Genomic DNA, 23,506 nt, shown 5'->3' with positions numbered 1-23,506 from the left:
CGTGGCGGACGGATTCGAACCCACCTCGGTGCGCCTTCGGGACGTACCCATCGGCCGCGAGGTGACCAACGGCGTTCTCTCACTGGGCTTCTACGTGGTGTGTGGGGTGATCGGGTTGCTGCCCGGGTCGGTGCGGAACCGGGCAGCCGATGCCTTCGTGACCTGGTCGGAGAGCGTCGACGAACAGCGGCACAGCTGATGTCGTGGATTCGGTTGGCGCTCGCCCTCGGTGCAGTGCTGGCAGCTCCGTTCGCGCTGTTCGTGTACTGGCGGACCCGGTTCTTCTTCCGCGATCCGCACCGCGAACCACCGGCCGATCCGCGGGCGGTGCTCGCCCCGGCCGACGGGTTCGTCACGTACGTCAAACGCGTGGAGGCAGGCAGTACCGCGTTCGCCGTGAAGAAGGGACGGACGATCGTCCTCGACGAGATCGCAGGAGTCGCGTCGAGCGACAGTGGCTACCTGATCGGGATCTACATGTCCGAATACTCGGTGCACCGCAACCGAATTCCGGTGTCGGGCACTGTCGGCATGCGCCGCCACCGGTCCGCAGCACCGTTCAACAGGTCGATGGCGCGGGTCGGCGCGAACCTGTTGACCCGGCGCACACCTTACGACGAGGGCTGCGACTACCTCCTCACCAACGAGCGGCTCACCATCTCGATAGAGCACGAGTCCGGTGCCGTGGTGACGGTGACGCAGATTGCCGATCTCTGGGTCGACCGGATCGTCGCGCACGTCGCCGTCGGAGACACCGTCGAACGCGGTGAGCAGTACGGGATGATCCGCTTCGGTTCTCAGTGCGACGTGTTCGTGCCGGACGCACTCGTCGACGAGATCACTGTCCGGCCAGGTAATTACGTGTTCGCCGGGGAGACGACGGTGGCCCGTTCACCGATCCTCGTCGACGGCAGTCAACGGAGCGAAGAGGAACGATGATCACGATCGAAGAGGTCGACGGCAAAGCCGGCTGGCGCGAGTTCGAGGCCGTCTCGGACCTGGTCTACCAGGGCGACCCGTACCGCCTTCCCGACGAGTCGATGGACCTGCGTCGAGTGCTCATCTCGCCGCCGCCCTCGGTCGCCGCCACCCGCATCACCAAGGCATTCCTGGCGCGCGAGAACGGAATTGCCGTCGGTCGCATCGTGGCCATCCACGATCTGTCGTTCACCGAGTACACGGGGGAGTCGATCGGCTTCTTCGGCTTCTACGAGGCCGTCGACGATCACGACGTCGCGAAGGCGTTGCTCGACGCTGCGGCGCAATGGCTTTCGGCGCGCGGGCTCGGGACGATATCCGGGCCGTTCGGTCCGTCGATGTTCTACAGCGCAGGCATCGTCGTCGACGAGATCCCGGCACTGCCCCTGGTGGGGATGCCGCACAATCCGCTGTACTACGCGGCCCACTTCGAGAAGTGGGGTCTGATGGCGGTCAAGGACTTCTACAGCTACCTCTTCGACGACCCGTGCATCATCTACAACGACCCCAAATACGCGCGGCACATGCAGATCTTCGAGAAGATCAAGGCGCGATCGGAAGTGACGTTCCGGTCGATGAAGTACCGGACGCTGCGCCGCGACGCACGCATCGTGCGGGACCTCTACAACAAGACGTTCGTGAACTTCTGGGGCTTTTCGCCGCTGTCCTACACGGAATTGTTCGAGCTGTTGAAGATGATGCTTCCGGTCATCGACCGCCGGCTCACCCTGCTGGCCGAACTCGACGGTGAACCGGTCGGCTTCCTGATGGGAATCCCGGACGTCAATCAGGCCGCCGCGAAGGCGTCGCACCTGAAGTCGCGCTGGGCGCGAGACCTGGTGACGCTGTGGCACGTCAAGCGTCCGGGTCGCACGGAAGTGATCGACGGCGTGCGGGTGGACATGCTGTTCGTCGATCCCGATTGCCCCGATCGAGCGGTGTCCTCCCTGCTGATCATGGAGATGTCGGTGCGCATGCGCGACCTCGGGTTCACGCGCGTCGAAGCGGCTCCCGTGCTCGACGACAGTCCGTGGATGAGGGGCTCGGTCCTGTCGCGGACGAAACTCGCCCCGCACCGCACGTATCGCATCTTCAGCCGGGAGTTGACGTAGATGACCGACACGATCTCGCGAAGCGACCGGCAGTTGAGCAGGGGAAACATCGGCGACCGGTGGGGCCGACTCGTTGCGCGTCGTCGCTGGGTGGTGCTGGCGATCTGGACGCTGCTGGCGGTGGGATCGGCGGTTCTGTATCCGGCGCTGCAGAATTCACTCGTCGGGGCCAACTTCTCGGTGCCGGGCACCGAATCGAGCCGGGCCGACGATCTGATCGAGCGTCACTTCGAATCGTTCGGCTCCGAACAACTCGTCGTCACGTTCACCTCCGAGTCGGTGAACACATCGGACCCGGCGTTCCGTGAGCGAGTGGGGGAGGTCGTCGGTCGGCTGCGGCAGTCCCCGGACGTGCTGCGAGTCGTCGACCCCTACGAGACCGCAGGCTTCGTCCCGACGATCTCCGAGGACGGCACGTCGGCGCTCGCGTTCGTCGGTATCGGCGGGGAGGCCAGCGATCGGATCGCGGTGGCCGAACGCGTGCAGGAGATGATCGGCGCGGCGTCCGGCGACGGCGTCGAGGTGGCGGTGACGGGATATTCGCCGATGACGGTCGATCTCACCCGCGTCGAATCCGAGGACGCAGTGCGGGCCGAGAGCATCGGTCTTCCCATCGCCTTCGTGGTCCTGGTTCTGGCGCTGGGGTCGGTGGTCGCGGGCATCGTGCCGTTGATCTCCACCGGAATCGGCGTGCTGGCGGCGTTCGGGATGTTCGCGCTGCTGTCCAACGTGATGACCTTCGACGTTCTCGTCACCACCGTGGCGGCGATGTTCGGTCTGGGCCTGGGAATCGACTACGCACTCTTCATCGTCAGTCGATTCCGGGAGGAGATCGGTCGAGCCGGACCTCCGGAAGATCCGGACCGGACCGAGCACGCGGTGGGGGCGGCGATGGGTACTGCCGGGCACACCATCGTCATCTCCGGTCTGGTCGTGTTGATCGCACTCGGAGCCCTCGCCATCGTCGACGTTCCCGCGGTGCGCAGCATCTCTTTGGTCGTCGCACTCACCATCGCCACCGTCGTCGTGGTCGCGTGGTCCCTGCTGCCGGCGATTCTCGCCGTGCTGGGACCGCGCATCGGGGCCTGGTCACTGCCGCGCAGATTCCGACCTCCGTCGGTCGACGAGCACGACGCCGCCGTACCCACGTGGTGGTCGCGGTGGGCGCAGCACGTCATCGAACGTCCGTGGCGCTACACGGCCGCGTCGGCCGCGGTCCTCATCGTCTGCCTGATTCCCATCGGTTCGATCTCCTACGGCGTCGACCTCGGTGCCGATGCGCTGAGCGCGGAACCGTCCGGACGGGCCAACACGGTCCTGACCGAGAAGTTCGCGCCCGGGACCATCTCGCCCATCACCATCGTGTTCACGGGTGAGGACGACAGTCCGTTGGGCCCGCAGCAGATGGCCACCGTCAACGCGTTCGCCGACTTCGTGCGCGGCGACGATCGCGTCGCCTACGCGTTGGCTCAGCCGGAGGGCGGACGGTCGTTGCTGATCGTGGTTCCGTCGGTGCCGATCGACTCGTCGGAGGCCGCCGATCTCGTCGGGTCCCTTCGTGCCCAGGCACTCGTCGCCGGTGACACGGACGGCACGAACGTCTCCGTGGGTGGCACCACCGCACTCGTGGTCGATGCCTCCGACGAGATCTCGGGCAAGTTCGCCTGGGTCGTCGCCGCTGTCCTGGCCTTCTCGCTCTTCTACTTGGCCGTCGTCTTCCGCAGCGTGGTGATTCCGCTCAAGGCCGTCGCCATGAACCTGCTGGTCACCGGAGCAGCGTTGGGTGCGACCGTCGCCGTCTTCCAATGGGGTTGGGGGTCGAGCATCCTCGGGTTCGAGAGCCCGGGCTACATCCAGGTGTATCTACCGGTGACGGTGTTCGCCGTCGTCTTCGGCCTGTCGATGGACTACGAGGTGTTCCTCATCGGCCGCATGCGTGAGGTGTTCGTGCGGGGAGCGAGCAACGACGTGGCCGTCGTCGACGGCATCGAGCACACCGCCAGGCCGATCACGGCCGCCGCCGCGATCATGGTCGCCGTGTTCGCCAGCTTCCTCACCGCCGACGTGCTAGAGCTCAAGCAGTTCGGCTTCGCACTCGCCATTGCGGTGCTGTTCGACGCGGTGCTGGTGCGCATGATGATGGTGCCGGCGATGATGAAGCTCTTCGGCGAGCGCAACTGGTGGCCCGGCTCGGACCGTAGGAAAGCCGTCACCGGCTCCGGGCGCTACGAGGCCGTCGGCAGCTGAGCGCTCGCCAGGACGGCACCGCCGGACGTGCGGATCTCGATCTCGGTCACGTCCTGGCGCAGCACCGCGGCGTTCATCCGGCACTCGATGGTGATGTCACTACCGAGGAACGTGCCGGACGGGAGTTCGACACCCGATCGGTCGACGAGAACCACCTCGTACGGCCCACGATCGGAGATGCCGTCCATCTCCAGGACGGTCTCGGTGCCCCACGTGTGGGCAACCAGGCCTCCTTCTATGTCGACGCTCGGCGTAGTCGTCGTGAACGCGACCTCCTCGTACGCGCCGAGGGTTCCGGGTGGACCGGTGATCGCGGTGGGCGGATTCGTAGGGTCCTGGCGGTAGGCGTCGACTCCGAGCACGACCCCGCTGCCGACCACCACGCCCACGATTGCGGCCGCAGCGGCCAGTCCTGCTGATCTGCGCTGCCGTCCGAACTGCTGCCCACCGAATCGCTGCCGTCCGAACCGCTGCCGTCCGAACTGCTGGATGCCCGCCTGCTCCTCGGAGTCACCCGTCGCGACGAGGATTCGCTCGCGCAGGTCGGGTGGCGTCGGAGATTCGAGCCAGGGCTCGGTCGGTCCACGGCGGCCGAGAAAATCCGTCATCGCGCGCAATTCGGCGATCTCGGTGTCGATCGTGGGGTCCGCCGCGGCGAGCTCGCGCAGTTCGGAGGTTTCGGCTTCGTCGAGATCGCCGCCGACGGCAGCGGCGATCAACTCGGCTCGGCGATCGGGTGATGCGCTCATGTTTCCTCCTTTCCGTCGAGGTGGTCTCGTAGGGCTCGCAGTGCGTAGAAGGTGCGGGTGCGCAGTGTTCGTACGGCAACCCCGGTCGATTCCGACAACTCCGCGTAGGTGCTGCCGCTCAGGTGCACTGCGACGACGACCTGACGATGCTCGGGGGAGAGCAGGGCAAGCGCGGCGATGATGCGGAGCCGCTCGTCGATGTCGGGGCTGGTGTCGCGCGTGACCCCGCCCGAGCCCCGATCGATGTCCTCGATCCGGTCCGAGGCCGGCATCGGCATCCTCGTCAGCGACCGCTGAACATCGACGATCACGTTGCGTTCGATGGCGAACAGCCACGTTCGCAGCGACCCGCGTCTCGGCTCGAACCGGGACCGTGCTCGCCAGGCCCGAAAGAAGGTCTCCTGAACGCAATCCTCGGCCAGAGTTCTGTCGCGAAGAGCGTTGACGGCGAACCCGAGCATGGCCGACGCGTGCTCGTCGTACGCGGCAGCGACGTCGAAGTCCAGTTCGATCACGCTCCCGATGCTCATGACAGTGGATACGTCGGTCGACCCTCGGACGTTCATGCCGAAGGCGGGAAATATTTCTTTACCGAGCTTTGAACATTCTGGCATCGGCGCTCGTACACCTTGCACGGGCTCGCTTGCCCGATACTCCCACGGAAGGCACACGAGATGACCAGACGCTCGATCCCACGCCCGGCAACGTCGATCCGATCCACCGCCACCGCCGTCGTCGGTGGTACGGCCACCGCCGCCGCGCTGATGCTGTTCGCCGCTGCCCCGGCCGGTGCCGATACGCCTGTCGCCGAACCGGATTCGTTCACCAGCGCGTTCACGGCCATGGCCACTCCCGACCAGGTGCTCAACGGTGAGGGAGTCGCCACTCCGGGGCAGCCCGGCGCGATGGGCACCTTCACGCTGCGCATCAACTCCGATCTCGACATCGTCTGCTACGACATCGCGCTCGAAGGCGTGACCGGCGACTACATGAGCCCGGCCAAGACCGCCACGCACATCCACCAGGCGGCAGCGGGCGCAGCAGGACCTCCGCGTCTGGCATTCCCCAACCCGACCCCCATCGGCGACGGCCCGCGTACCAGCAGCGGCTGCATGCAGGGACCGTTCACCACCGGCCTCACTCCGGCCGGTGCCGATGCGGACAGCGGTACCGGATTCACCCTCGATCAGATCGAAGCCGATCCCGCGGCCTTTGCCGCCGACACCCACACCGTCGACTTCTCGGCGGGAGCGGTGCGCGGACAGCTGACCCAGATTCCGGTCGGATCGGTGGCAACCGGAGGTGGCGGCTCGGCAGTCGCGGCGTCCGATTCGGCGTCGAGCTCGGTGGTTCCCGTCGTCGGCGCAGTGGCTCTGGGCGCGATGGTCGTTGCGGGCGTGACGTTCGCGGCTCGACGCGAGGTGCGGAGCTGAGATATTCGGTCCTGATCGCGGCCGCAGCCGCGGCGGTGGTGGTGGGCTGTTCCTCGCCACCGCCACCGCCACCGGCGACGGCCCCGACACCGGCAGCGCCCGTGGCCTCGCAGTCGTCGTCGGGCGCTGCCCCGACTGCGCCCGCAGTGGACTCGGTGCGACCGGCCCCGACGCGGGTGAGCGCCGAGGACATCGATCTCGACGACCCGTTGATCGGCCTGGGTCTCACCGAATCGGGGGAGATGCAGGTGCCCACCGACTACGACGACGTCGGGTGGTTCACCGGAGGTGGCCGTCCCGGCGCGATCGGCAGCCCGACGGTGATCGCCGGGCACGTGGACTCGACGACCGGCCCCGCGGTGTTCGATCGTCTGTCGGAACTCGGAGCCGGCGATGTCGTCGCGGTCGAGGACGAGGCGGGTGGTCGGGCCGAGTACCGCATCGACGAGATCGGTGACTACGGCAAAGCCGAGTTCCCGACGGCACTGGTCTTCGGTGCCGTGCCTGCCGACGAGATCCGGCTCATCACGTGTTCGGGTGACTTCGATGCAGCCGTGGGCAGCTACGAGCGCAACCTGGTCCTGTACGGGGTGCGCATATGACAGTGCGAACATCGAACGTTTTGGAGTTGACACCGAACGTGTTGTAACCTGGTCGACGGTTCGGATCACGAGTGCTCGCACTTGTGCCCTGACCGCCCAATCAAGTTCTACCCAAGACCGTTGGTCACCGCCTTCTCGAAGGATTCGCTTCCGGGAGTTGCGCGGTTGAAGGTCCGAGATCGCTTCGGACGGCCCACGCAGGAGAACGAGGTAGGGAACCTGTATGCAGTCCTCGTGGCTGCCGCTCGTTCACGCCCCGTGTGCTTCTTGCGCCGGGGCGTTCGTCGTTTTCCGGCCCTCTCGCGATCGACACAACTTCCCACGAGAGGAGGCGAAGTATGGCAAAGCCCGAAAAGGTCTCAGCAGTATCGGAGATCACCGAACAGTTCAAGGGTTCGACGGCTGCCGTCGTCACGGAATACCGTGGCCTGTCGGTGTCCGGTCTGACTCAGCTCCGGCGTGCGCTCGGCGAAGGTGCCACGTACTCCGTCGCCAAGAACACCCTGGTCAAGCGCGCAGCTGCCGAAGCCGGTATCACCGGCCTCGACGATTTGTTCGTCGGACCGACCGCCATTGCATTCATCAAGGGCGAGCCGGTCGACGCCGCGAAGGCCATCAAGGCCTTCGCGAAGGACAACAAGGCCTTGATCGTCAAGGGCGGCTACATGGACGGCGCAACGCTGTCCGTGGACGAGATCAACAAGATCGCAGACCTCGAGTCGCGCGAAATCCTGTTGGCCAAGCTCGCCGGCGCCATGAAGGGCAACTTGTCGAAGGCTGCAGGCCTGTTCAACGCTCCCGCATCGCAGTTCGCGCGTTTGGCGTTCGCGTTGCAGGAGAAGAAGGCTGCCGGCGCACCCGCCGCAGCCGAGGCACCTGCAGAAGCAGAAGCACCGGCGGAAGCTCCCGCCGAAAGCTGATCCGCTGGTATCGGCGAACAGCTCAGCTCCACACCATCACCGAACACCAGTCGCGGATCAGTGACCAGGTACTTACAGGAAGGACCCGCCACCATGGCGAAGCTCAGCACCGAAGAATTGCTCGACCAGTTCAAGGAGCTCACCCTCCTCGAGCTCAGCGAGTTCGTGAAGGCATTCGAGGAGACCTTCGAGGTCACCGCAGCCGCTCCCGTCGCAGTTGCAGCAGCAGGCGCAGCCGGTGCTCCGGCTGAGGCTGCCGAAGAGCAGGACGAGTTCGACGTCGTCCTCGAGTCGGCCGGCGACAAGAAGATCCAGGTCATCAAGGTCGTCCGTGAGGTCGTCTCCGGCCTCGGCCTGAAGGAAGCCAAGGACCTCGTCGAGAGCGCTCCGAAGGCAATCCTGGAGAAGGTCGCCAAGGATGCAGCCGAGGCTGCCAAGGAGAAGCTGGAAGCTGCCGGCGCAAAGATCTCCGTCAAGTAAGACCGCTTCACTGCAGTCGTACTTCACGCTCTGAAATCGAGAGCGGGTCGAGGGGCCGTTCCCACTTCGGTGGGAACGGCCCCTTTTCTGTGTTCATGGTGGCACCGGATGACGCGTCGTTGTGATCGGTCACGGACTCCGCCGGATCGCGTGACACTCGCTCCGCACCACTGTTTACTCGACCTCGCCGAAGTCCGAAGCCTTCCGAAGGGTTTTGGCCGTCATTGTTTGTGGTCTGTCACAGCTTGGCACCGCAGGGACTTGTCACAGTTCTGGCGAGTCGGCGACCGTGTCGCGTGAGATGAGCCACACTGATGCAAGCTCTACAGCCTGACTCGGGGAAGTTCTTACTGGGCGGTAAGCTCCTGTGTCGGAGCGGACACGTGCATGGGTTACAGTGACGCAACCCACATCTGGGTCGATGTGTACGAATTGTGGAGGTCAGCGTGGGAGTCGAGGTGTCGGTCGAGGGATTGACCAAGTCTTTCGGTGTACAGAAGATCTGGCAGGACGTGACGTTGACCCTGCCGAAGGGTGAAGTCAGTGCTCTTCTCGGTCCGTCCGGAACCGGTAAGTCGGTCTTCCTGAAGTCTCTGATCGGCCTCCTCCGGCCCGAGCAGGGCAAGATCTTCATCGATGGAACCGACATCCTGCAGTGCTCCTCACGTGAGCTCTACGAGATCCGCAAGCTCTTCGGGGTGCTGTTCCAGGACGGCGCACTGTTCGGCTCGATGAACCTCTACGACAACGTCGCGTTCCCGCTCCGCGAGCACACGAAGAAGTCCGAGTCCGACATCCGCAAGATCGTCATGGAGAAGTTGGAACTGACGGGTCTGCTCGGTGCCGAGGACAAGCTGCCCGGCGAGATCTCCGGCGGTATGCGTAAGCGCGCCGGCCTCGCCCGCGCCCTGGTTCTCGATCCCGAGATCATCCTGGTCGACGAACCGGACTCCGGCCTCGATCCCGTTCGCACCACATACATCTCGCAGACCCTGATCGACATCAACGCCGAGATCGACGCCACGATCCTGATCGTGTCGCACAACATCAACCTCGCTCGGACGGTGCCCGACAACATCGGCATGCTCTTCCGTCGCCAGCTGGTCATGTTCGGCCCCCGCGAGGTGCTCCTGACGAGCGACGAGCCGGTGGTCAAGCAGTTCCTCAACGGAACGATGATCGGTCCGATCGGCATGTCGGAGGAGAAGGACGAGGCGCAGATGGCGCAGGAGCAGGCCATGGTCGACGCCGGGCACCACGCCGGTGGCGTCGACGACGTCGAAGGCATCGTGCCGCAGATGAAGGCCACTCCCGGAACTCCGGTGCGCCAGGCCGTCGGGCGTAGGCAGGAGCGCGTCCGCCAGATCATGCACACCCTGCCGCACAATGCCCAGGTTGCGATCCAGGAAAGCCTCGACACCACCGACCCGGGTCAGCGTTACCCCGCGTATGCAGACCAGCAGCAGGGTTACGACCAGCAGGGTTACGACCAGCAGGGTTACGACCAGCAGGGTTACGGCCAGCAGAGTTACAGCGGGCAAGGTCATGATCAGCAGGGCTACCAAGCTCCAACACAAGGTCGGGGTCAATAGCAGACATGGGGGGATCGAAGAAGTCCGCGTTCGCTCCGGCGAGCGCCGCTCTGACACAAGCCGGCAATATCGTCGAACTGTTCGTCGAGGTGGTTCGCAACACTTTCCGTAGGCCGTTCCAGTTCCGCGAGTTCATCGAGCAGGCCTGGTTCATCGCCAGCGTCACGATTCTGCCGACGGCGCTCGTCGCCATTCCGTTCGGCGCGGTCGTGTCGCTGCAGACCGGATCGCTCATCAAGCAGCTCGGTGCCGAGTCGTTCACGGGTGCGGCCAGCGTGCTCGCGGTCGTCCAGCAGGGCAGTCCGATCGTGACCGCGCTGCTGGTGGCCGGTGCTGCCGGTTCTGCTGTGACTGCAGACCTCGGCTCTCGCACCATTCGCGAGGAGATCGACGCCATGCGAGTGCTGGGTATCGACCCGGTACATCGTCTCGTCGTTCCCCGAGTGCTCGCGATGATCCTCGTCGCACTGTTGCTCAACGGCCTGGTCTCGGTCGTCGGCATCGCCGGCGGCTACTTCTTCAACGTGATCCTTCAGGGCGGTACCCCCGGTGCGTATCTGGCGTCCTTCGGAGCGCTCGCGCAGCTCCCGGATCTGTATGTCGCAGAAGCCAAGGCGGCCATCTTCGGACTCATCGCGGGCATCATCGCCTCCTACAAGGGGCTCAATCCCAACCCCGGACCGAAGGGCGTCGGCGAGGCAGTGAACCAGACGGTTGTCATCACGTTCCTGCTGCTCTTCTTCGCCAACCTCATCCTGACCCTGGTGTATCTCCAGGTCGTCCCAGCGAAGGGAGCGTAACCGCGATGACTATCGCAAGAGGTCGCGGTGACCGCACGCTGATGCGCGTCAAGCGTGTCGGCAATGCCCCGCTCAACGTGCTCGACCGCGCAGGCGAGCAGATGTCGTTCTACCTGCGGGCCATCGGGTGGATTCCGAAGACCGCAGTGCATTACAAGAAGGAGGTGCTCCGCCTGCTGGCGGAGGTGACCTTCGGTAGCGGTGCGCTCGCGGTCATCGGTGGAACCATCGGCGTGATCGTGATGATGTCCGGCTTCACCGGCATCGTCGTCGGTCTGCAGGGCTATGCCGCCCTCGAACAGCTCGGTAGCTCCGTGCTCACCGGATTCCTGTCCGCGTACGTCAACACCCGTGAGATCGCGCCGATCGTCGCAGGACTGGCGCTCTCGGCCACCGTCGGCTGTGGTTTCACCGCCCAGCTCGGTGCCATGCGAATCTCCGAGGAGATCGACGCGCTCGAGGTGATGGCCGTTCCCAGCGTGCCGTTCCTGGTGACCACCCGCATGATCGCAGGCTTCGTGGCCGTCATCCCGCTGTACATCGTCGGGTTGTTGGCGTCGTACGTCGCATCTCGAGGGATCAGCACGATTTTCAACGGGCAGTCCACGGGGTCCTACGATCACTACTTCAACCTCTTCCTACCTCCGGAAGACGTGTTGTATTCGTTCTTGAAGGTGCTGATATTCGCCTTCGTCCTGATCATGATCCATTGCTATTACGGCTACCACGCCTCCGGCGGACCTGCCGGTGTCGGCGTGGCAGTGGGCCGTGCCGTTCGTACCGCGATCGTCACGATCGCAGTACTGGACTTCTTCTTGAGCCTCGCCATCTGGGGCACGACCACCACAGTGAGGGTTGCGGGATGATCGACTCGCCGTCGCGACTGAAGCGAGTACTCCTCGGTTTGGCGTTCTTTCTGGTGCTCATCCTGTTCCTGGGATGGAGCATCACCTCCTACAACAAGACGTTCAAAGATGTGGTGAACGTCAGCCTCGAAACCGACTCGGTCGGAAACGCTCTACCGATGAACGCGGATGTGAAGGTGCGCGGAATGATCGTCGGCGAGGTGCGGTCGGCGTCCACCGTCGACGGTGTCGTGACCTCGCAGCTCGCCATCGATCCGGACAAGGCACCGCTGATTCCGTCGAACGTGACGGCACGGTTGCTTCCCAAGACACTGTTCGGTGAGCGGTACGTCGCGCTGATCCTGCCCGAGAACGATACGGCGTCGCCGATCTCCGAGGGCACGGTCCTCAAACAGGACACCAGCGGAAACGCCATCGAGGTCGGGCAGTTGCTCGACGGCTTGCTTCCACTGCTGCAGGCGATTCCGCCACAGGATCTGGCGAACACCCTCGGGTCGTTGGCACAGGGCCTCAGCGGGCGCGGTGAGCAGCTCGGGCAGACCATCGACAACCTGACGAACATCGTGTCGGGTCTGAACACGGAGTTGCCGAACATTCAGCAGACATTGGTCGGGCTGGCCGACTTCTCGCAGACCTACGCGGACGCGGCACCGGACCTGGTCTCGGCGCTGGACAACCTGCGGACGACGGGTAACACCGTGGTCGAGCGGCAGTCCAGCCTCGACACGCTGTACGGCTCGCTGACCTCGGCGTCCTACACGACCGCGGATTTCCTGCAGACCAACTCCGAGAACCTGATCGGATTGGCCGCGAACTCTCGGGAAGCGCTCGAGCTGCTGGCCGAGTTCTCCCCGACGTTCGGCTGCACGTTCAGCCAGTTCGCCGAAGGTGCCAGGCGTGGCGCGGTCGTTCTCGGCGAGGGCGACGAGTACCCCGGCATCAATGTGTCCGCATCGTTCGTCAACCCGAAGGGCCGTTACTTGCCGAACCAGGACGAGCCGCGCTTGTTCGACGATCGCGGGGCCACTTGCTTCGAGCCTGCAGCGCCGGGCGAGTTCTTCCCGCAGTATCCGGGAGGCTCGATCAACGACGGTTCCTACCAGGTGCCGACCCGTAACCCGGGCCCGCAGGTGATCGAAGGACAGGGACCACCGAAGTCGGCTCAGAGTTCCATCGTTCCCGCCGTCTCCGCATCCGCGCAGCCGGCGAGCTACGAGGGCTCCGACTTCGAGCGTGACACTCTCGCCGTGATCTACGGACAGGCGAGTGGTGTTGCACCGGACAGTATTCCGTCGTGGGCGGCCGCTATCGGCGCACCGGCACTGAGAGGAGTGGAGGTGACCGTGCCATGAGAGGCCTTCTCGCGCCGATCATCAAGTTGGTCGTGTTCGCCGTGATCACGATCATTGCTACGGCCACCCTTGCCTTCACCATCGCCAATTCCAGCGGCGGCGGCGGCACCAAGTTCTCGGCTGTGTTCACCGACGTCACGTCTCTCAACGAGGGCGACGAGATTCGTATCGCGGGCGTTCGTGTCGGCCAGGTCGACAAGATCGAGATCGCCAACGAGCGCGAAGCCAAGGTGGACTTCACTCTGAGCAGTCGTGATTGGCTGCCTGCCAGTTCGACGGCGACCATCCGATTCCGGAACCTGGTGGGCCAGCGCTACATCGCCATCGAGCAAGGTTCGGGAGATCAGGGTCGGAAGATCACCGAGGGTGCCACCATTCCGTTGGAGCGGACCAAGCCTGCGGTGAACTTGACCACGCTCTTCGACGGCTTCCGTCCGCTGTTCACCACGCTCAGTTCCGACGACGTCAACAAGCTGTCGTACCAGATCATTCAGGTGTTCCAGGGGGAGTCGGGCACCATCAACGAACTGGTCACCAATACGGCGACCCTGACGAACACCGTCGCCGACAAGGATCAGGTCATCGGCCAGGTCATCAACAATCTGAACAACGTGCTGGAGACGGTGAACCAGAACGACGGGCAGCTCGACAGCCTGATCGTCAACACTCAGCAGCTCGTCTCGGGCCTGTCGGCCGACCGTGGTGTCGTCGGCTCCGCCGTGACGTCGCTCGCCGGCCTGACCAACGCGACTGCCGACCTGCTCGAGCCGACCAGGCCGTCGATCCAGGGTTCGGTGACTGCGTTGAACACGTTGGCCGAGACGGTCAATCGACGAAGCGACGACGTGGACAAGGTCCTCGGAATTCTGCCCGTCAAGCTCGACAAGCTCATTCGCACGGCCCAGCAGGGATCCTGGTTCACGTTCTATCTGTGCGGTATCGACATCGTCGCCGGACCGGGTAACTCGCCGAATCTGAATCTGCCGACCGGGCTTCCAACCGTCAACCAGCCGCTGTACACGAACTCGGCAGAGCGTTGCAAAGCTGGGGGGATCAAACAATGAAATCTCGTCGTAGTCCGGCCACCATCGGTGCACTGGGCATCGCGATCATCCTGCTCGCCACGATGTCGGTCTTCTTTCTCGACCGGCTCCCGATCATCGGTGCGGGTTCGGTGTACACCGCCGAGTTCAGCGAGGCAGCAGGTCTCAAGCCGTCCAACGAGGTCCGTATCGCCGGCGTGAAGGTCGGCAAGGTCACCGACGTTCGTCTCGAAGGCGACCGGGTGCTCGTGGACTTCACGGTGCAGGACGCCTGGGTCGGCAACGAGTCGCGGGCCGCCATTGCCATCAAGACCCTGCTGGGGCAGAAGTACCTGGCGCTCGACCCGAGCGGTCCGGAGACGTTGAGCCCCAAGGACCCGATTCCGCTCGAGCGCACCACGTCCCCGTACGACGTCATCGACGCGTTCTCCGATGCGGCGTCGACCATCAGCGACATCGACACCGATCAGCTGGCGACGAGTATGCGGACCCTGTCCGAGGCGTTCTCCGAGACGCCTGCGAACATCCGTGCCTCGCTCGACGGCGTCACCCGGCTGTCGCAGACCGTGGCCAGCCGCGACGAGGAGCTCAAGAAGCTGTTCGAGGCCACCGGCGAGACCTCGAAGGTGTTGGCCGACCGCAACGAGCAGTTCAACCAACTGATCACCGACGCGGGCCCGCTTCTCGAAGAGCTCAACAATCGGCAGCAGGCCATCTCGCAGCTGCTCACCGGCACTCAGCGAGTGTCGCAGGAGCTGACCGGGTTGGTTCGCGACAACGAGGCCACCATCAACCCGATGCTGCAGCAGCTCAACGGCGTCATCGACATTCTGCAGCGCAACAACGACAACCTCGACCGTGCGCTGAAGCTGTACGAACCGTTCATTCGGCTGTACACGAACGTGACCGGCAACGGTCGATGGCTCGACATCACGCTGGCCAACCTCACACCTCCCGGAGTTCCGTTGATACCTGGTTACCGCCAGCCCGCGCTCGATACGTTGGCGGGGAACTGATGACAGACACGCAGACAGCACCGAGAAACAAGAACAAGCTCGCGCTGATCGCCGTCGTCGTGATCGTGGCGCTCGTCCTCGCGGTCGCCGGCTGGTGGCTGTTCACCAGGGCGGGCACGACCAAGATCACCGCCTACTTCGACAAGTCGATCGGCATCTATTCCGGCTCGGAGGTGCGCGTACTCGGCGTCAAGGTCGGCACGGTCGATTCCGTCACGCCGCTCGGCGACGACGTGGAGGTAGTCCTTCGCGTCGATCGCGGTGTCGATATCCCGGCCGACGCCAAGGCCGTACAGGTCACCCCGTCGCTCGTGGCCGATCGCTACGTCCAGCTCTCGCCCGTCTACACCGGCGGCGACACCATGGCCGACGGCACGACGATCGGTCGGGATCGCACCGCAACACCCGTCGAGGTCGACGAGCTGTACAAGTCCATCAACGACCTGTCCACCGCCCTCGGTCCGGACGGCGCGAACAAGGACGGCGCTCTCACCGATCTGGTCAACACCGGTGCAGCAAACCTCGACGGCAACGGTGAAGCGTTGGGCAACAGCATCACCCAGCTCTCGGCCGCCGGTCGAACGTTGAGTGACTCGCGCACCGACGTGTTCGACACGATCAAGAACCTGCAGACGTTCGTCAGTGCCTTGGCCGTCAACGATCAGCAGGTACGTAACTTCAACACCCAGTTGGCCGATCTGACCGGTTTCCTGTCGGGCCAGCGAGAGGACCTGGGAGCTGCACTGCAACAGCTGTCGGTCTCGCTCGGCGACGTGGCGACGTTCGTCGCGAACAATCGGACCGAACTGACCGATGCCGCGAACGGTCTCACGGTTCCGACTCAGACACTCGCCGACAACCGCGAGCAGCTGGTGCAAACGCTCACGTTGCTGCCGCTGGCCATCAGCAACCTGGTGAACGCCTACGACGCCGAGTCGGGAACGCTCGCCTTGCGCGCCAACCTCCAGAACGAGACGCAGGATCCGCTCGGCACCGTGTGCAAGCTCCTCGATCTCGGCAAGCTCGTTCCCGGGGATCCGCGCTTCGAGGCCCTCGGTGCGCAGATTCAGCCGATCATCGATCAGTGCGCCAACATCACCACGATGATCCAGGCCCCGATCACCGACCAGAACCGGATCGTGCTGCCGTTCGGTGTTCTCACCAACGACATCGAGCAGAACGTATCCGTTCCCGGCACCGTTCCCGGCGTCGTCTCGCCGAGGCTCGGAAACAGCACGATGCCCGGACTGGAGCAGTCGTACATCGGAGGTGGGGGACAGTGAGAACCTCTGTGAAACGGAATCGAGCTCGAGTGAAGCGTTCTTTGGTGGTCTCAGCCGGTGCGTGCGTGGTGGCGCTGTCCGCTGGAGCATGCTCGTCGGCCGGGATCTACGCCATACCGCTGCCCGGCGGTGCCGACGTCGGTGAGAACCCGATGAACCTGACGGTGCAGTTCGACGACGTACTGGACCTCGTGCCGCAGTCGACCGTGAAGGTCGACGGTGTCTCGGTCGGCCGAGTCGACTCGATCACGGTCCCGAACGACGGCTGGACCGCCGACGTCAACGTCATCCTGAACTCCGACGTCGACCTGCCGGCCAATGCCATCGCATCGGTGCAGCAGACCAACCTGCTCGGTGAGAAGTTCGTGCAGCTCTCGGCACCTCCTGGCGACGAGCAAGCAGCGCGTCTGCAGGATGGGGCCACGATCCCGCTCGATCGCACCCGCCATGCCACCGATATCGAGCAGGTCCTCGGTGCGCTCTCGCTGCTGCTCAACGGCGGCGGTGTCGGGCAGCTCTCGCCGATCGTCAAGGAACTGAGCACGGCATTCGACGGTCGCGAAGGCAGAACCAAAGAGCTTCTGCAGCAGGCGAACACGCTGATCGACGGCCTCAACCGGCAGCGTGACGACATCACCCGCGCCATCGACGGTCTCGACACTCTCAGCGGCCGCGTCAACACGCAGACCGACAAGATCGACGCAGTGCTCAAGGATCTGCCGATCGCCACCGAGGTTCTCGAGCAGCAGCGCCCGCAGCTGACCGAGATGCTCGGAGCGCTAGACCGTCTCGGAGCCGTCGGCACCGACGTGATCGACCGTTCCAAGGACGATCTCATCGCGGACCTGCGGGCACTACGCCCCACGCTCCAGGCCTTGGCCGATTCGGCGGACGACGTGGTGAGCTCGCTGGCGGTCATTCCCACGCTGCCGTTCGCGGACGGCACGGAGAAGATCATCGAGGGCAACTCGGCCAACCTGTTCCTCTCGCTCGACCTGTCGATCGGAACGGCGCTGCGCAACTTCGGCGTCGGCGAAGGCGATCCGGTGTACGTCCAGCCCAAGTACGGCAACACGCTGCCCGTCGTCGACCCGTCGAATCCGTACTACAACGGCAACGGACCGCGCCCGGGTTGGCCGACGATCTCGCTGCTGCCGTTGCCGCCGATCATCCCGTCACCGGTTCCCGGCCCTGGTGCACCCGCGAACGAGCAGGCAGCGGCGGCCGCCGCGCCCGCACCGGCCGATCCGTTCGCACCGTTGAACGATCTGCTCGAGCGATTCGGAGTTGGACAGTGAGATCGAGACTGGTTCGCATTCAATTGGTCCTCTTCGTCGTGGTCGCCGTAGTGGGGTTGGTCTATGTCGGTGCCAAGTACGTGCGCCTGGACAACATGCTCGGTTTCGGGCAGTACCAGGTCGATCTGAACCTCGCCGATTCCGGTGGCATCTTCTCCAACGCCGAGGTCACCTACCGAGGTGTCCCGGTGGGAACCGTCGGAGATCTGGAATTGACCGAGGACGGCATCCGAGTCGCGCTCATGCTCGACAACGGTGGCCCCGACATCCCTGCCGACACCAAGGCCGTCGTGGCCAACCGATCGGCAATCGGTGAGCAGTACGTCGACCTGCAGCCCGAGACCGATCAGGGCCCGTTCCTGGTCGAAGGGTCGCAGATAGCGCAGGCCGACACCACCACGCCGGTGCCGGTGGAAGAGGTTCTCGCCAACACGAACACGCTGGTTCGGTCGGTACCGCTGGAGACGTTGACGCGAGTCGTCAACGAGCTCGGCGTCGCATTCGACGGTAAGGGCAACGATCTCGCTTCTCTCGTCGATTCGCTCGGGAACATCTCCGAGGCCGGAAACGAGGCCCTGCCGCAGACGCTCGCGTTGGTTCGCGATGCGGTGCCGGTGCTGAACACGCAGTCCGAGCAGTCGGACCTGATTCGACAGTTCAGTACCAGCCTGGACGAGGTGACGGCTCAGCTGAAGTCGAGCGATCCGGACATCCGTCGCCTGATCGATACCGGTACTGCGGCGGGCGACCAGCTCGGTGGCCTCATCACCGATGCGGGTCCTGCTCTGACTACCGATATCAACAACCTGGCCTTGGTCGCTGCTCAGGCCGAACCTCGGTACGTTGCGCTTCGTCCGTTCCTGACGTTCCTGCCTGCACTCGGTGCCGGTATCTCGACGATCGTCCCGGACGACGGCACGATCCATCAGGGTCTGTTGCTCGAAACCAACAACCCGCCGCCGTGCACCGTCGGCTACGAGGGCAGCCAGGCGATCCTGGACGAGGAGAAGCGGAAGAATCCGAACTTCGACGAGACGCGGGAGAACTACCCGCTGAACCTCGATGCGAACTGCGCTACGCCGCAGGGCAGCGTCACCGGTGTTCGTAGCGCGAACCGAATCGTGTTCGCCGATCCGGACGTGCCGCAGCCGTGGGACCTCAAGCCCAAGGTCGATCCCGAGAAGCTGAACCTCAACCCCATTGCAACCCAGTTGGCACCGCTGATCGGCGTCACGCCGAAGTAGAGGAATCGGTGGAACTGCTGCTCAGCACTATCGTCGGGCCGAGAGTGGTTCGGCCGGATATTACCGAGTAGTAGGGTGGAAAGTGTGAACTCGAGCACCGAAGCCCTGGAGTCCTCAGCGACTCCAGGGCGTAACAAGACCGCGAAAATCCTCTTTGCCGTCGTCACGGTGATCGCCGTGGCGGCCCTCGCAGCGGCCGTGTTCTTCGGATACGGCTGGGGCAATGCTTTGCTGAGTCAGAAGCCCACCGCGGACACCCGCGACTCTGCTCTCACCGGCGCTCAGCAAGCGGCCGTCAACCTCAACACTGTCGACGCGGCCAACATCGATCAGTCGTTCGACAACATGAAGTCGTCCATCACCGGCGACCTGATGCTCAACGACCTCGAGCAGACGCGGTCGGGTATCACCGACCAGGTTCGTCAGTCCGGTGCCAAGAGCGACGCCGAGGTGCTGCACGGAACGTTGACCGAGCTGAGCACGGACGAGAACACCGCCACCGCTCTCGTGGTCATCGCGACGACCACCACCTGGCCCGACCGCATCGAGCGCAGCAAGCTGACGATGAGCCTGGCCATGGAAGAGATCGACGGGGTGTGGAAGACCAACAAGGTCGACCCGATCGGTTCGCGGATCTCGCTCGACAACCCCAGCACCAACCCCGTCATCCCGAACGAACCGGGCGGCCCCGCCGATCCGAATGCCGCCGATCCGAATGCGGCCGACCCCGGTACGGACGCGACGCCTGCTCCCGAGCCGGACTCCGGCGGTAACTGAGAATCCGGCAGTGGTGTTTTCCGTCTGTACCGAAGTGAGTTTCGAAGGAGTTCTGTAGTGCCTCCCCAGCGTCGCAAGATCGTTCCACCCACCACCACCAGCAAGGTTCGACGCAAGGTGGCCGGCACCGGGAAGCCGAGTGCTGCCAACACCGACACGGACTCGACCGGTGCCGAGGGATCGGCTGCGACCGAGACGGCGGCGATCACCACGACGCCGCCCACCGAGCCTGTGTCGGACAAGCCTGCCCTCGACAAGCCGGCCCTCGACAAGCCTGCAGCAGACAAGCCCGCAACCGCGACGCCTTCTGCCGAGAAGCCTGTTCTCGACAAGCCTGCTGCCGACAAGCCTGCTGCCGATTCCGAGTCGACCGACGCGTCCGTCGCGTCGGCGTCGGCGTCGGGGATCGGCTACAAGCACGTGATCGTCGTTGCGGTCATTGCCGTTGTGCTCGGCGCGTTCGCTGCCGTGGCCGCGTTCAAGCCGTTCGCCACGATCGACAATGCGGCCTGGGTGGATTCCGCGGCGACTCAAGAGGTCACCTCGGCCGCGACCGATGCGCTGCAGACCTTGTACACGTACAAGGCCGCCACGATCGATGCCGATTTCGATGCCGCCCGTGCAGTGCTCAATCAGTCGATGCTCGACGAGTTCAACTCCACCGCCGACACCACCAAATCGGCTGTGGTGCAGACGGATACGGGAACCGAGGCCATGGTCACCGATATCGGAGTCTCGCGGCTAGAGGATGGCAGGGCGGAACTGATCGCCAACGTGAACATCAGTGCCACGCAGAACGGTGTCGCGTCGGGCAGTGCCGAGGGCCCGTTGACAGTGAACATGGAGAAGGTCGACGGCACCTGGAAGTTGTCGGCCATCGACGATCAGTAGTAGCCCAGCCGGCACTCGATCCAGCCCCGTTCGACGCAGAAGCCTGCTCGGACGGGGCTTTTTCGTGTGGTTTTCGGCCAGCTGTCACCGGCTTGCCGCGGAGTTACCATCGCGTTTGCGTCCTGGCTTGGGACGAGCCCTGGTTGTTCGGGACAACCATTCACAGCTCGACAGCCAGGGGTGGATCCGATGAAAACGGAGCATGCTGTCATGACCGACACAACTATCGATTATTCCGTGCTGGAATCCAGGTCCGGTCGATCGGGCTTTGCCGAACACGTCAATCCCGAACTGTATCGGCTGTTGTCTGCGCTGAATCTGGATCGCGAGTACGTGCGGGGCGACGGGACTGTCCTGTTCGACGCGTCGGGCCGTCGTTATCTGGACTTCGCCGGGGCGTACGGTGCCCTTCCGTTCGGGCACGGTCCCACTCCGATCTGGCAGGCGGTCAACGACGTTCGCTGCAGCGGGGAAGCGATTTTCGTGCAGCCCTCGGTGCTGAGCGCGGCCGGGGAACTGGCAGATCGGTTGGGGCGCATCGCACCCGACGGATTGACGCGAACGACGTTCGTCAACAGTGGTACCGAGGCGACCGAGGTGGCGCTCAAGATCGCGCGAGCGCACACCGGTCGGCTCGGTGTGCTGACCACCGGGAACAGTTTTCACGGCAAGACTCTCGGAGCGTTGTCTGCGACGGGAAACATCAAGTACCAGAGCGGTTTCGGCGCACCGGTCGAGGGATTCGACCATATCGAGTTCGGTGATTCGGACGCGCTCGACGCGGCCCTGGCGGCGGCGACCGGGCATTATGCGGTGTTTCTGGTGGAGCCGATTCAGGGTGAGGGCGGAGTGGTGTGTCCGCCCGATGGGTACCTGCGCCGCGTGCGGGAGATCTGCGATCGGCACGGGGTGCTGATGGCTCTCGACGAGGTGCAGACAGGGCTGGGCCGGACCGGTAGGATGTTCGCCGCCGAGCACGAGGGGGTGGTGCCGGACATTCTGACCGTCGCCAAGGCTCTCGGTGGTGGGATCGTGCCGGTAGGCGCGGTGCTGTGCCGTCCGGAGTTGGTGAACGAGAGTTTCGCGCTGCGCCACACGTCGACCTTCGCGGGAAACGCGTTGGCTGCGCGGGTGGGTATCGCGGTTCTCGACGAGTTGACCCGAGACGACTGCGCACTGGTCACCGGAGTGGCTGTGCTCGGGCGTCAGCTGAAGAACGATCTGAGCAGGCTGGCCGAGAAGTATCCGTCGGTCGTGACCGAGGTGCGCGGTAGGGGACTGCTGCTCGGCTTGGAACTGACCGCGGACGTGAATTTCGTCGGGCGGCAGTCGCTGCTGGGATCGATTGCCGATCAACACAACCTGGCCGTGGTGATCTGCTCGTACCTGCTCGATGTGGAGGGGATACGAGTGGCTCCGACTCTGTTCGGCAACAGGGTGATTCGGATCGAACCACCGCTGACGGTCTCGGCGGTGCAGTGCTCGCGTCTGGTCGCAGCATTGGATCGGGCATTGGGTTATGCGGCGGTGGGGGACATGGACGGATTGTTCGGGCATCTGCTGGGCCGCCCGACCGTCGCCACTCCGCCCGCACTCGAGGCGTTGCGCCCCGGGCGGACGCCCGATATCGCGGTACGGCCGACGGATCGACGCTTCGCGTTCATCGCGCATCCTCTCGATCTCGGCTTCTTCGCGGCGTTCGATCCGGCGCTGGAGGTGTTCGACCACGGCGAGCGGCAGGATCTGCTCGAGCGGTTCGCGGCGTCGACATCCGAGCTCGAACCCGCGTCGTTCGTCATCGGCAGTGGCCGGGTCGTCGGGGGTGGGGAGGCGACGGCGCACGGTGATCTGATCGGGCTGCCGTACACCTCCGAGCAGTTGCTGCGCCTGCCGACCGAGCGTGCGCTGGCAGTGGTGGGCGGGGCCGTCGAACTGGCCATCTCCCGCGGTGCGACGGTCGTCGGGTTGGGCGGCTATTCGTCGGTGATCACCGGGAACGGGTTGGGTCTCGGCGCGACGACGCGACCGATCACCACCGGCAACACGTTCACCGCTGCGGCGAGTCTGCGGGCTGTTCGACGCGTGTGCCGTGAACGCGTTATCGATGTCGCGCGGGCTCGGGTGACGATTCTCGGTGCCGCCGGGGCGATCGGGCGAACCATCGGCATGCAGTTGGCCGGCGAGGTCGGCAGCATCGTGCTGGTCGGTAGGCGGGGGGAGAGTTCGGTCATCGCGCCCAAGCTGTGGGCGGCCGCGCAGGAGATGGTGGCGAGCGCTCGGGCCGGTGCGGGTTCGGGAGATCTGGCCGCTGCCGCGCACGCGGTCGACGGTGATCTGGACGATCTGATCAGGTCGCGGCACGTCGAGTTCTTCACCGATCCTGTTGCTGCGGTGGAGGATTCGTTGATCGTCATCGCTGCGACGTCGGCGCCGCATGCGCTGATCGATCCGACGGATCTGATGGAGGGTGCCATCGTCTGCGATGTGGCGCAGCCGCCGAACATCGGCCGGGACGTGCGCAGTGAGCGGCCCGACGTGACGGTGTTCGACGGCGGCATCGTGCGGGTGCCGTCGGGTTCGGATTTCGGGTTGACGTACGGGTTGGCTCCTGGGCTGACGTATGCCTGCATGGCCGAGACGATGCTGATCGCGTTGTCGGGTGAGTTCGGACTGCGCAGCATCGGCACCACCCTCGACGGCGACAGCGTGGAGCGGTTGGGTGAGTTGGCGGATGTCCACGGGTTCGCGCTCGCCGAGGCCACGCGGTGGCGCGAGGCGAACCGGTAGACGGCAGGGGGCGGGACGCGTCGGTGTACCCGCCCC

General features: G+C 64.6%; 22 protein-coding genes. 20 read left to right on the top strand and 2 right to left on the bottom strand.

What is annotated here, in order from left to right; genetic code table 11:
* The first annotated feature begins 1 nt into the window (after position 1).
* From ABZ677_RS00600 to ABZ677_RS00585, 4 genes are read left to right on the top strand one after another with little or no spacing between them, the layout of a single operon-like run.
* Positions 2-199 carry a serine/threonine protein phosphatase gene (locus ABZ677_RS00600; RefSeq protein ID WP_358366234.1) on the top strand — a complete coding sequence of 66 codons (198 nt, stop codon included), beginning with the start codon at positions 2-4 and terminating at the stop codon, positions 197-199.
* Positions 199-939 carry a phosphatidylserine decarboxylase gene (locus tag ABZ677_RS00595; RefSeq protein ID WP_358366233.1) on the top strand — a complete coding sequence of 247 codons (741 nt, stop codon included), beginning with the start codon at positions 199-201 and terminating at the stop codon, positions 937-939. The genes ABZ677_RS00600 and ABZ677_RS00595 overlap by 1 nt, the downstream gene beginning before the upstream one ends.
* A complete protein-coding gene (locus ABZ677_RS00590; protein WP_358366232.1) occupies positions 936-2,090 on the top strand; it encodes a hypothetical protein in 1,155 nt (384 codons plus the stop codon). The genes ABZ677_RS00595 and ABZ677_RS00590 overlap by 4 nt, the downstream gene beginning before the upstream one ends.
* A complete protein-coding gene (locus ABZ677_RS00585) occupies positions 2,091-4,337 on the top strand; it encodes an MMPL family transporter (RefSeq protein WP_358366231.1) in 2,247 nt (748 codons plus the stop codon).
* Here the strand turns inward: ABZ677_RS00585 and ABZ677_RS00580 are convergent.
* Together ABZ677_RS00580 and ABZ677_RS00575 are read right to left on the bottom strand one after the other, a co-directional pair.
* Positions 4,316-5,086 carry a hypothetical protein gene (locus ABZ677_RS00580; protein ID WP_358366230.1) on the bottom strand — a complete coding sequence of 257 codons (771 nt, stop codon included), beginning with the start codon at positions 5,084-5,086 and terminating at the stop codon, positions 4,316-4,318. The two genes, ABZ677_RS00585 and ABZ677_RS00580, sit on opposite strands and share 22 nt — an antisense overlap.
* Positions 5,083-5,616: a sigma-70 family RNA polymerase sigma factor gene (locus ABZ677_RS00575; RefSeq protein WP_230596135.1), complete on the bottom strand. Its 534-nt coding sequence runs from the start codon at positions 5,614-5,616 to the stop codon at positions 5,083-5,085. Before ABZ677_RS00575 ends, ABZ677_RS00580 begins: the two co-directional genes overlap by 4 nt.
* A gap of 144 nt (positions 5,617-5,760) precedes the next feature.
* Here ABZ677_RS00575 and ABZ677_RS00570 point away from each other — a divergent pair, with 144 nt between their 5' ends.
* The 16 genes from ABZ677_RS00570 to ABZ677_RS00495 all read left to right on the top strand — a co-directional run bounded on the left by ABZ677_RS00570 (position 5,761) and on the right by ABZ677_RS00495 (position 23,470).
* Entirely contained in the window at positions 5,761-6,519 is a 759-nt protein-coding gene (locus tag ABZ677_RS00570) for a CHRD domain-containing protein (protein WP_037187126.1), read from the top strand.
* Positions 6,520-6,620: 101 nt separating this feature from the next.
* On the top strand, positions 6,621-7,121 hold the full coding sequence (locus tag ABZ677_RS00565) for a class F sortase (protein ID WP_358366229.1): 501 nt from the start codon (positions 6,621-6,623) through the stop codon (positions 7,119-7,121).
* 338 nt (positions 7,122-7,459) lie between these two features.
* Positions 7,460-8,041: a 50S ribosomal protein L10 gene (rplJ, locus tag ABZ677_RS00560; RefSeq protein ID WP_032380459.1), complete on the top strand. Its 582-nt coding sequence runs from the start codon at positions 7,460-7,462 to the stop codon at positions 8,039-8,041.
* Positions 8,042-8,134: 93 nt separating this feature from the next.
* Positions 8,135-8,521 (top strand): 50S ribosomal protein L7/L12, encoded by a 387-nt coding sequence (rplL, locus tag ABZ677_RS00555; RefSeq protein ID WP_032380460.1) that lies wholly within the window; start codon positions 8,135-8,137, stop codon positions 8,519-8,521.
* A 446-nt stretch (positions 8,522-8,967) separates the two neighbouring features.
* On the top strand, positions 8,968-10,113 hold the full coding sequence (locus ABZ677_RS00550) for an ABC transporter ATP-binding protein (RefSeq protein WP_358366228.1): 1,146 nt from the start codon (positions 8,968-8,970) through the stop codon (positions 10,111-10,113).
* Between the two features lie 5 nt (positions 10,114-10,118).
* Positions 10,119-10,913, top strand: a complete 795-nt coding sequence (locus tag ABZ677_RS00545) for an ABC transporter permease (RefSeq protein WP_358366227.1) — start codon at positions 10,119-10,121, stop codon at positions 10,911-10,913.
* Positions 10,914-10,918: 5 nt separating this feature from the next.
* The gene (locus tag ABZ677_RS00540; RefSeq protein WP_027498223.1) at positions 10,919-11,779 is read left to right on the top strand and encodes an ABC transporter permease; all 861 of its coding nucleotides are present in this window, start codon (positions 10,919-10,921) and stop codon (positions 11,777-11,779) included.
* A complete protein-coding gene (locus ABZ677_RS00535; protein WP_358366226.1) occupies positions 11,776-13,131 on the top strand; it encodes an MCE family protein in 1,356 nt (451 codons plus the stop codon). The genes ABZ677_RS00540 and ABZ677_RS00535 overlap by 4 nt, the downstream gene beginning before the upstream one ends.
* Positions 13,128-14,195 (top strand): MlaD family protein, encoded by a 1,068-nt coding sequence (locus ABZ677_RS00530; protein ID WP_358366225.1) that lies wholly within the window; start codon positions 13,128-13,130, stop codon positions 14,193-14,195. The genes ABZ677_RS00535 and ABZ677_RS00530 overlap by 4 nt, the downstream gene beginning before the upstream one ends.
* Entirely contained in the window at positions 14,192-15,190 is a 999-nt protein-coding gene (locus tag ABZ677_RS00525) for an MCE family protein (RefSeq protein WP_358366224.1), read from the top strand. The genes ABZ677_RS00530 and ABZ677_RS00525 overlap by 4 nt, the downstream gene beginning before the upstream one ends.
* On the top strand, positions 15,190-16,473 hold the full coding sequence (locus ABZ677_RS00520; protein WP_358366223.1) for an MCE family protein: 1,284 nt from the start codon (positions 15,190-15,192) through the stop codon (positions 16,471-16,473). The genes ABZ677_RS00525 and ABZ677_RS00520 overlap by 1 nt, the downstream gene beginning before the upstream one ends.
* Before the next feature lie 29 nt (positions 16,474-16,502).
* Positions 16,503-17,771 (top strand): MCE family protein, encoded by a 1,269-nt coding sequence (locus ABZ677_RS00515; RefSeq protein WP_358366222.1) that lies wholly within the window; start codon positions 16,503-16,505, stop codon positions 17,769-17,771.
* Positions 17,768-19,015, top strand: coding sequence for an MCE family protein (locus tag ABZ677_RS00510; RefSeq protein ID WP_358366221.1), 1,248 nt, complete (start codon positions 17,768-17,770; stop codon positions 19,013-19,015). The genes ABZ677_RS00515 and ABZ677_RS00510 overlap by 4 nt, the downstream gene beginning before the upstream one ends.
* A gap of 84 nt (positions 19,016-19,099) precedes the next feature.
* Complete coding sequence (locus ABZ677_RS00505; protein ID WP_094665725.1) at positions 19,100-19,792, top strand: hypothetical protein; 693 nt, start codon at positions 19,100-19,102, stop codon at positions 19,790-19,792.
* Positions 19,793-19,849: 57 nt separating this feature from the next.
* Complete coding sequence (locus ABZ677_RS00500; protein ID WP_358366220.1) at positions 19,850-20,683, top strand: hypothetical protein; 834 nt, start codon at positions 19,850-19,852, stop codon at positions 20,681-20,683.
* 210 nt (positions 20,684-20,893) lie between these two features.
* Positions 20,894-23,470, top strand: coding sequence for an aminotransferase class III-fold pyridoxal phosphate-dependent enzyme (locus ABZ677_RS00495; RefSeq protein ID WP_358366219.1), 2,577 nt, complete (start codon positions 20,894-20,896; stop codon positions 23,468-23,470).
* The last annotated feature ends 36 nt before the right edge of the window (positions 23,471-23,506 follow it).

The sequence above is a fragment of the Rhodococcus sp. NPDC006774 genome, assembly GCF_040636045.1.
In the GTDB taxonomy this organism is placed as follows: Bacteria; Actinomycetota; Actinomycetes; order Mycobacteriales; family Mycobacteriaceae; genus Rhodococcoides.
This window is presented reverse-complemented; position numbering and strand designations above follow the sequence as displayed.

Excerpts from the sequence above, each read along its gene's own strand:
- ABZ677_RS00520 (WP_358366223.1), top strand. The coding sequence starts at position 15,190 with ATGACAGACACGCAGACAGCACCGAGAAACAAGAACAAGCTCGCGCTG.
- ABZ677_RS00580 (WP_358366230.1), bottom strand. The coding sequence starts at position 5,086 with ATGAGCGCATCACCCGATCGCCGAGCCGAGTTGATCGCCGCTGCCGTC.
- ABZ677_RS00585 (WP_358366231.1), top strand. The coding sequence starts at position 2,091 with ATGACCGACACGATCTCGCGAAGCGACCGGCAGTTGAGCAGGGGAAAC.
- ABZ677_RS00570 (WP_037187126.1), top strand. The coding sequence starts at position 5,761 with ATGACCAGACGCTCGATCCCACGCCCGGCAACGTCGATCCGATCCACC.
- ABZ677_RS00495 (WP_358366219.1), top strand. The coding sequence starts at position 20,894 with ATGACCGACACAACTATCGATTATTCCGTGCTGGAATCCAGGTCCGGT.
- ABZ677_RS00525 (WP_358366224.1), top strand. The coding sequence starts at position 14,192 with ATGAAATCTCGTCGTAGTCCGGCCACCATCGGTGCACTGGGCATCGCG.
- ABZ677_RS00590 (WP_358366232.1), top strand. The coding sequence starts at position 936 with ATGATCACGATCGAAGAGGTCGACGGCAAAGCCGGCTGGCGCGAGTTC.
- rplL (WP_032380460.1), top strand. The coding sequence starts at position 8,135 with ATGGCGAAGCTCAGCACCGAAGAATTGCTCGACCAGTTCAAGGAGCTC.
- ABZ677_RS00595 (WP_358366233.1), top strand. The coding sequence starts at position 199 with ATGTCGTGGATTCGGTTGGCGCTCGCCCTCGGTGCAGTGCTGGCAGCT.
- ABZ677_RS00545 (WP_358366227.1), top strand. The coding sequence starts at position 10,119 with ATGGGGGGATCGAAGAAGTCCGCGTTCGCTCCGGCGAGCGCCGCTCTG.
- ABZ677_RS00535 (WP_358366226.1), top strand. The coding sequence starts at position 11,776 with ATGATCGACTCGCCGTCGCGACTGAAGCGAGTACTCCTCGGTTTGGCG.
- ABZ677_RS00530 (WP_358366225.1), top strand. The coding sequence starts at position 13,128 with ATGAGAGGCCTTCTCGCGCCGATCATCAAGTTGGTCGTGTTCGCCGTG.
- ABZ677_RS00575 (WP_230596135.1), bottom strand. The coding sequence starts at position 5,616 with ATGAGCATCGGGAGCGTGATCGAACTGGACTTCGACGTCGCTGCCGCG.
- rplJ (WP_032380459.1), top strand. The coding sequence starts at position 7,460 with ATGGCAAAGCCCGAAAAGGTCTCAGCAGTATCGGAGATCACCGAACAG.
- ABZ677_RS00540 (WP_027498223.1), top strand. The coding sequence starts at position 10,919 with ATGACTATCGCAAGAGGTCGCGGTGACCGCACGCTGATGCGCGTCAAG.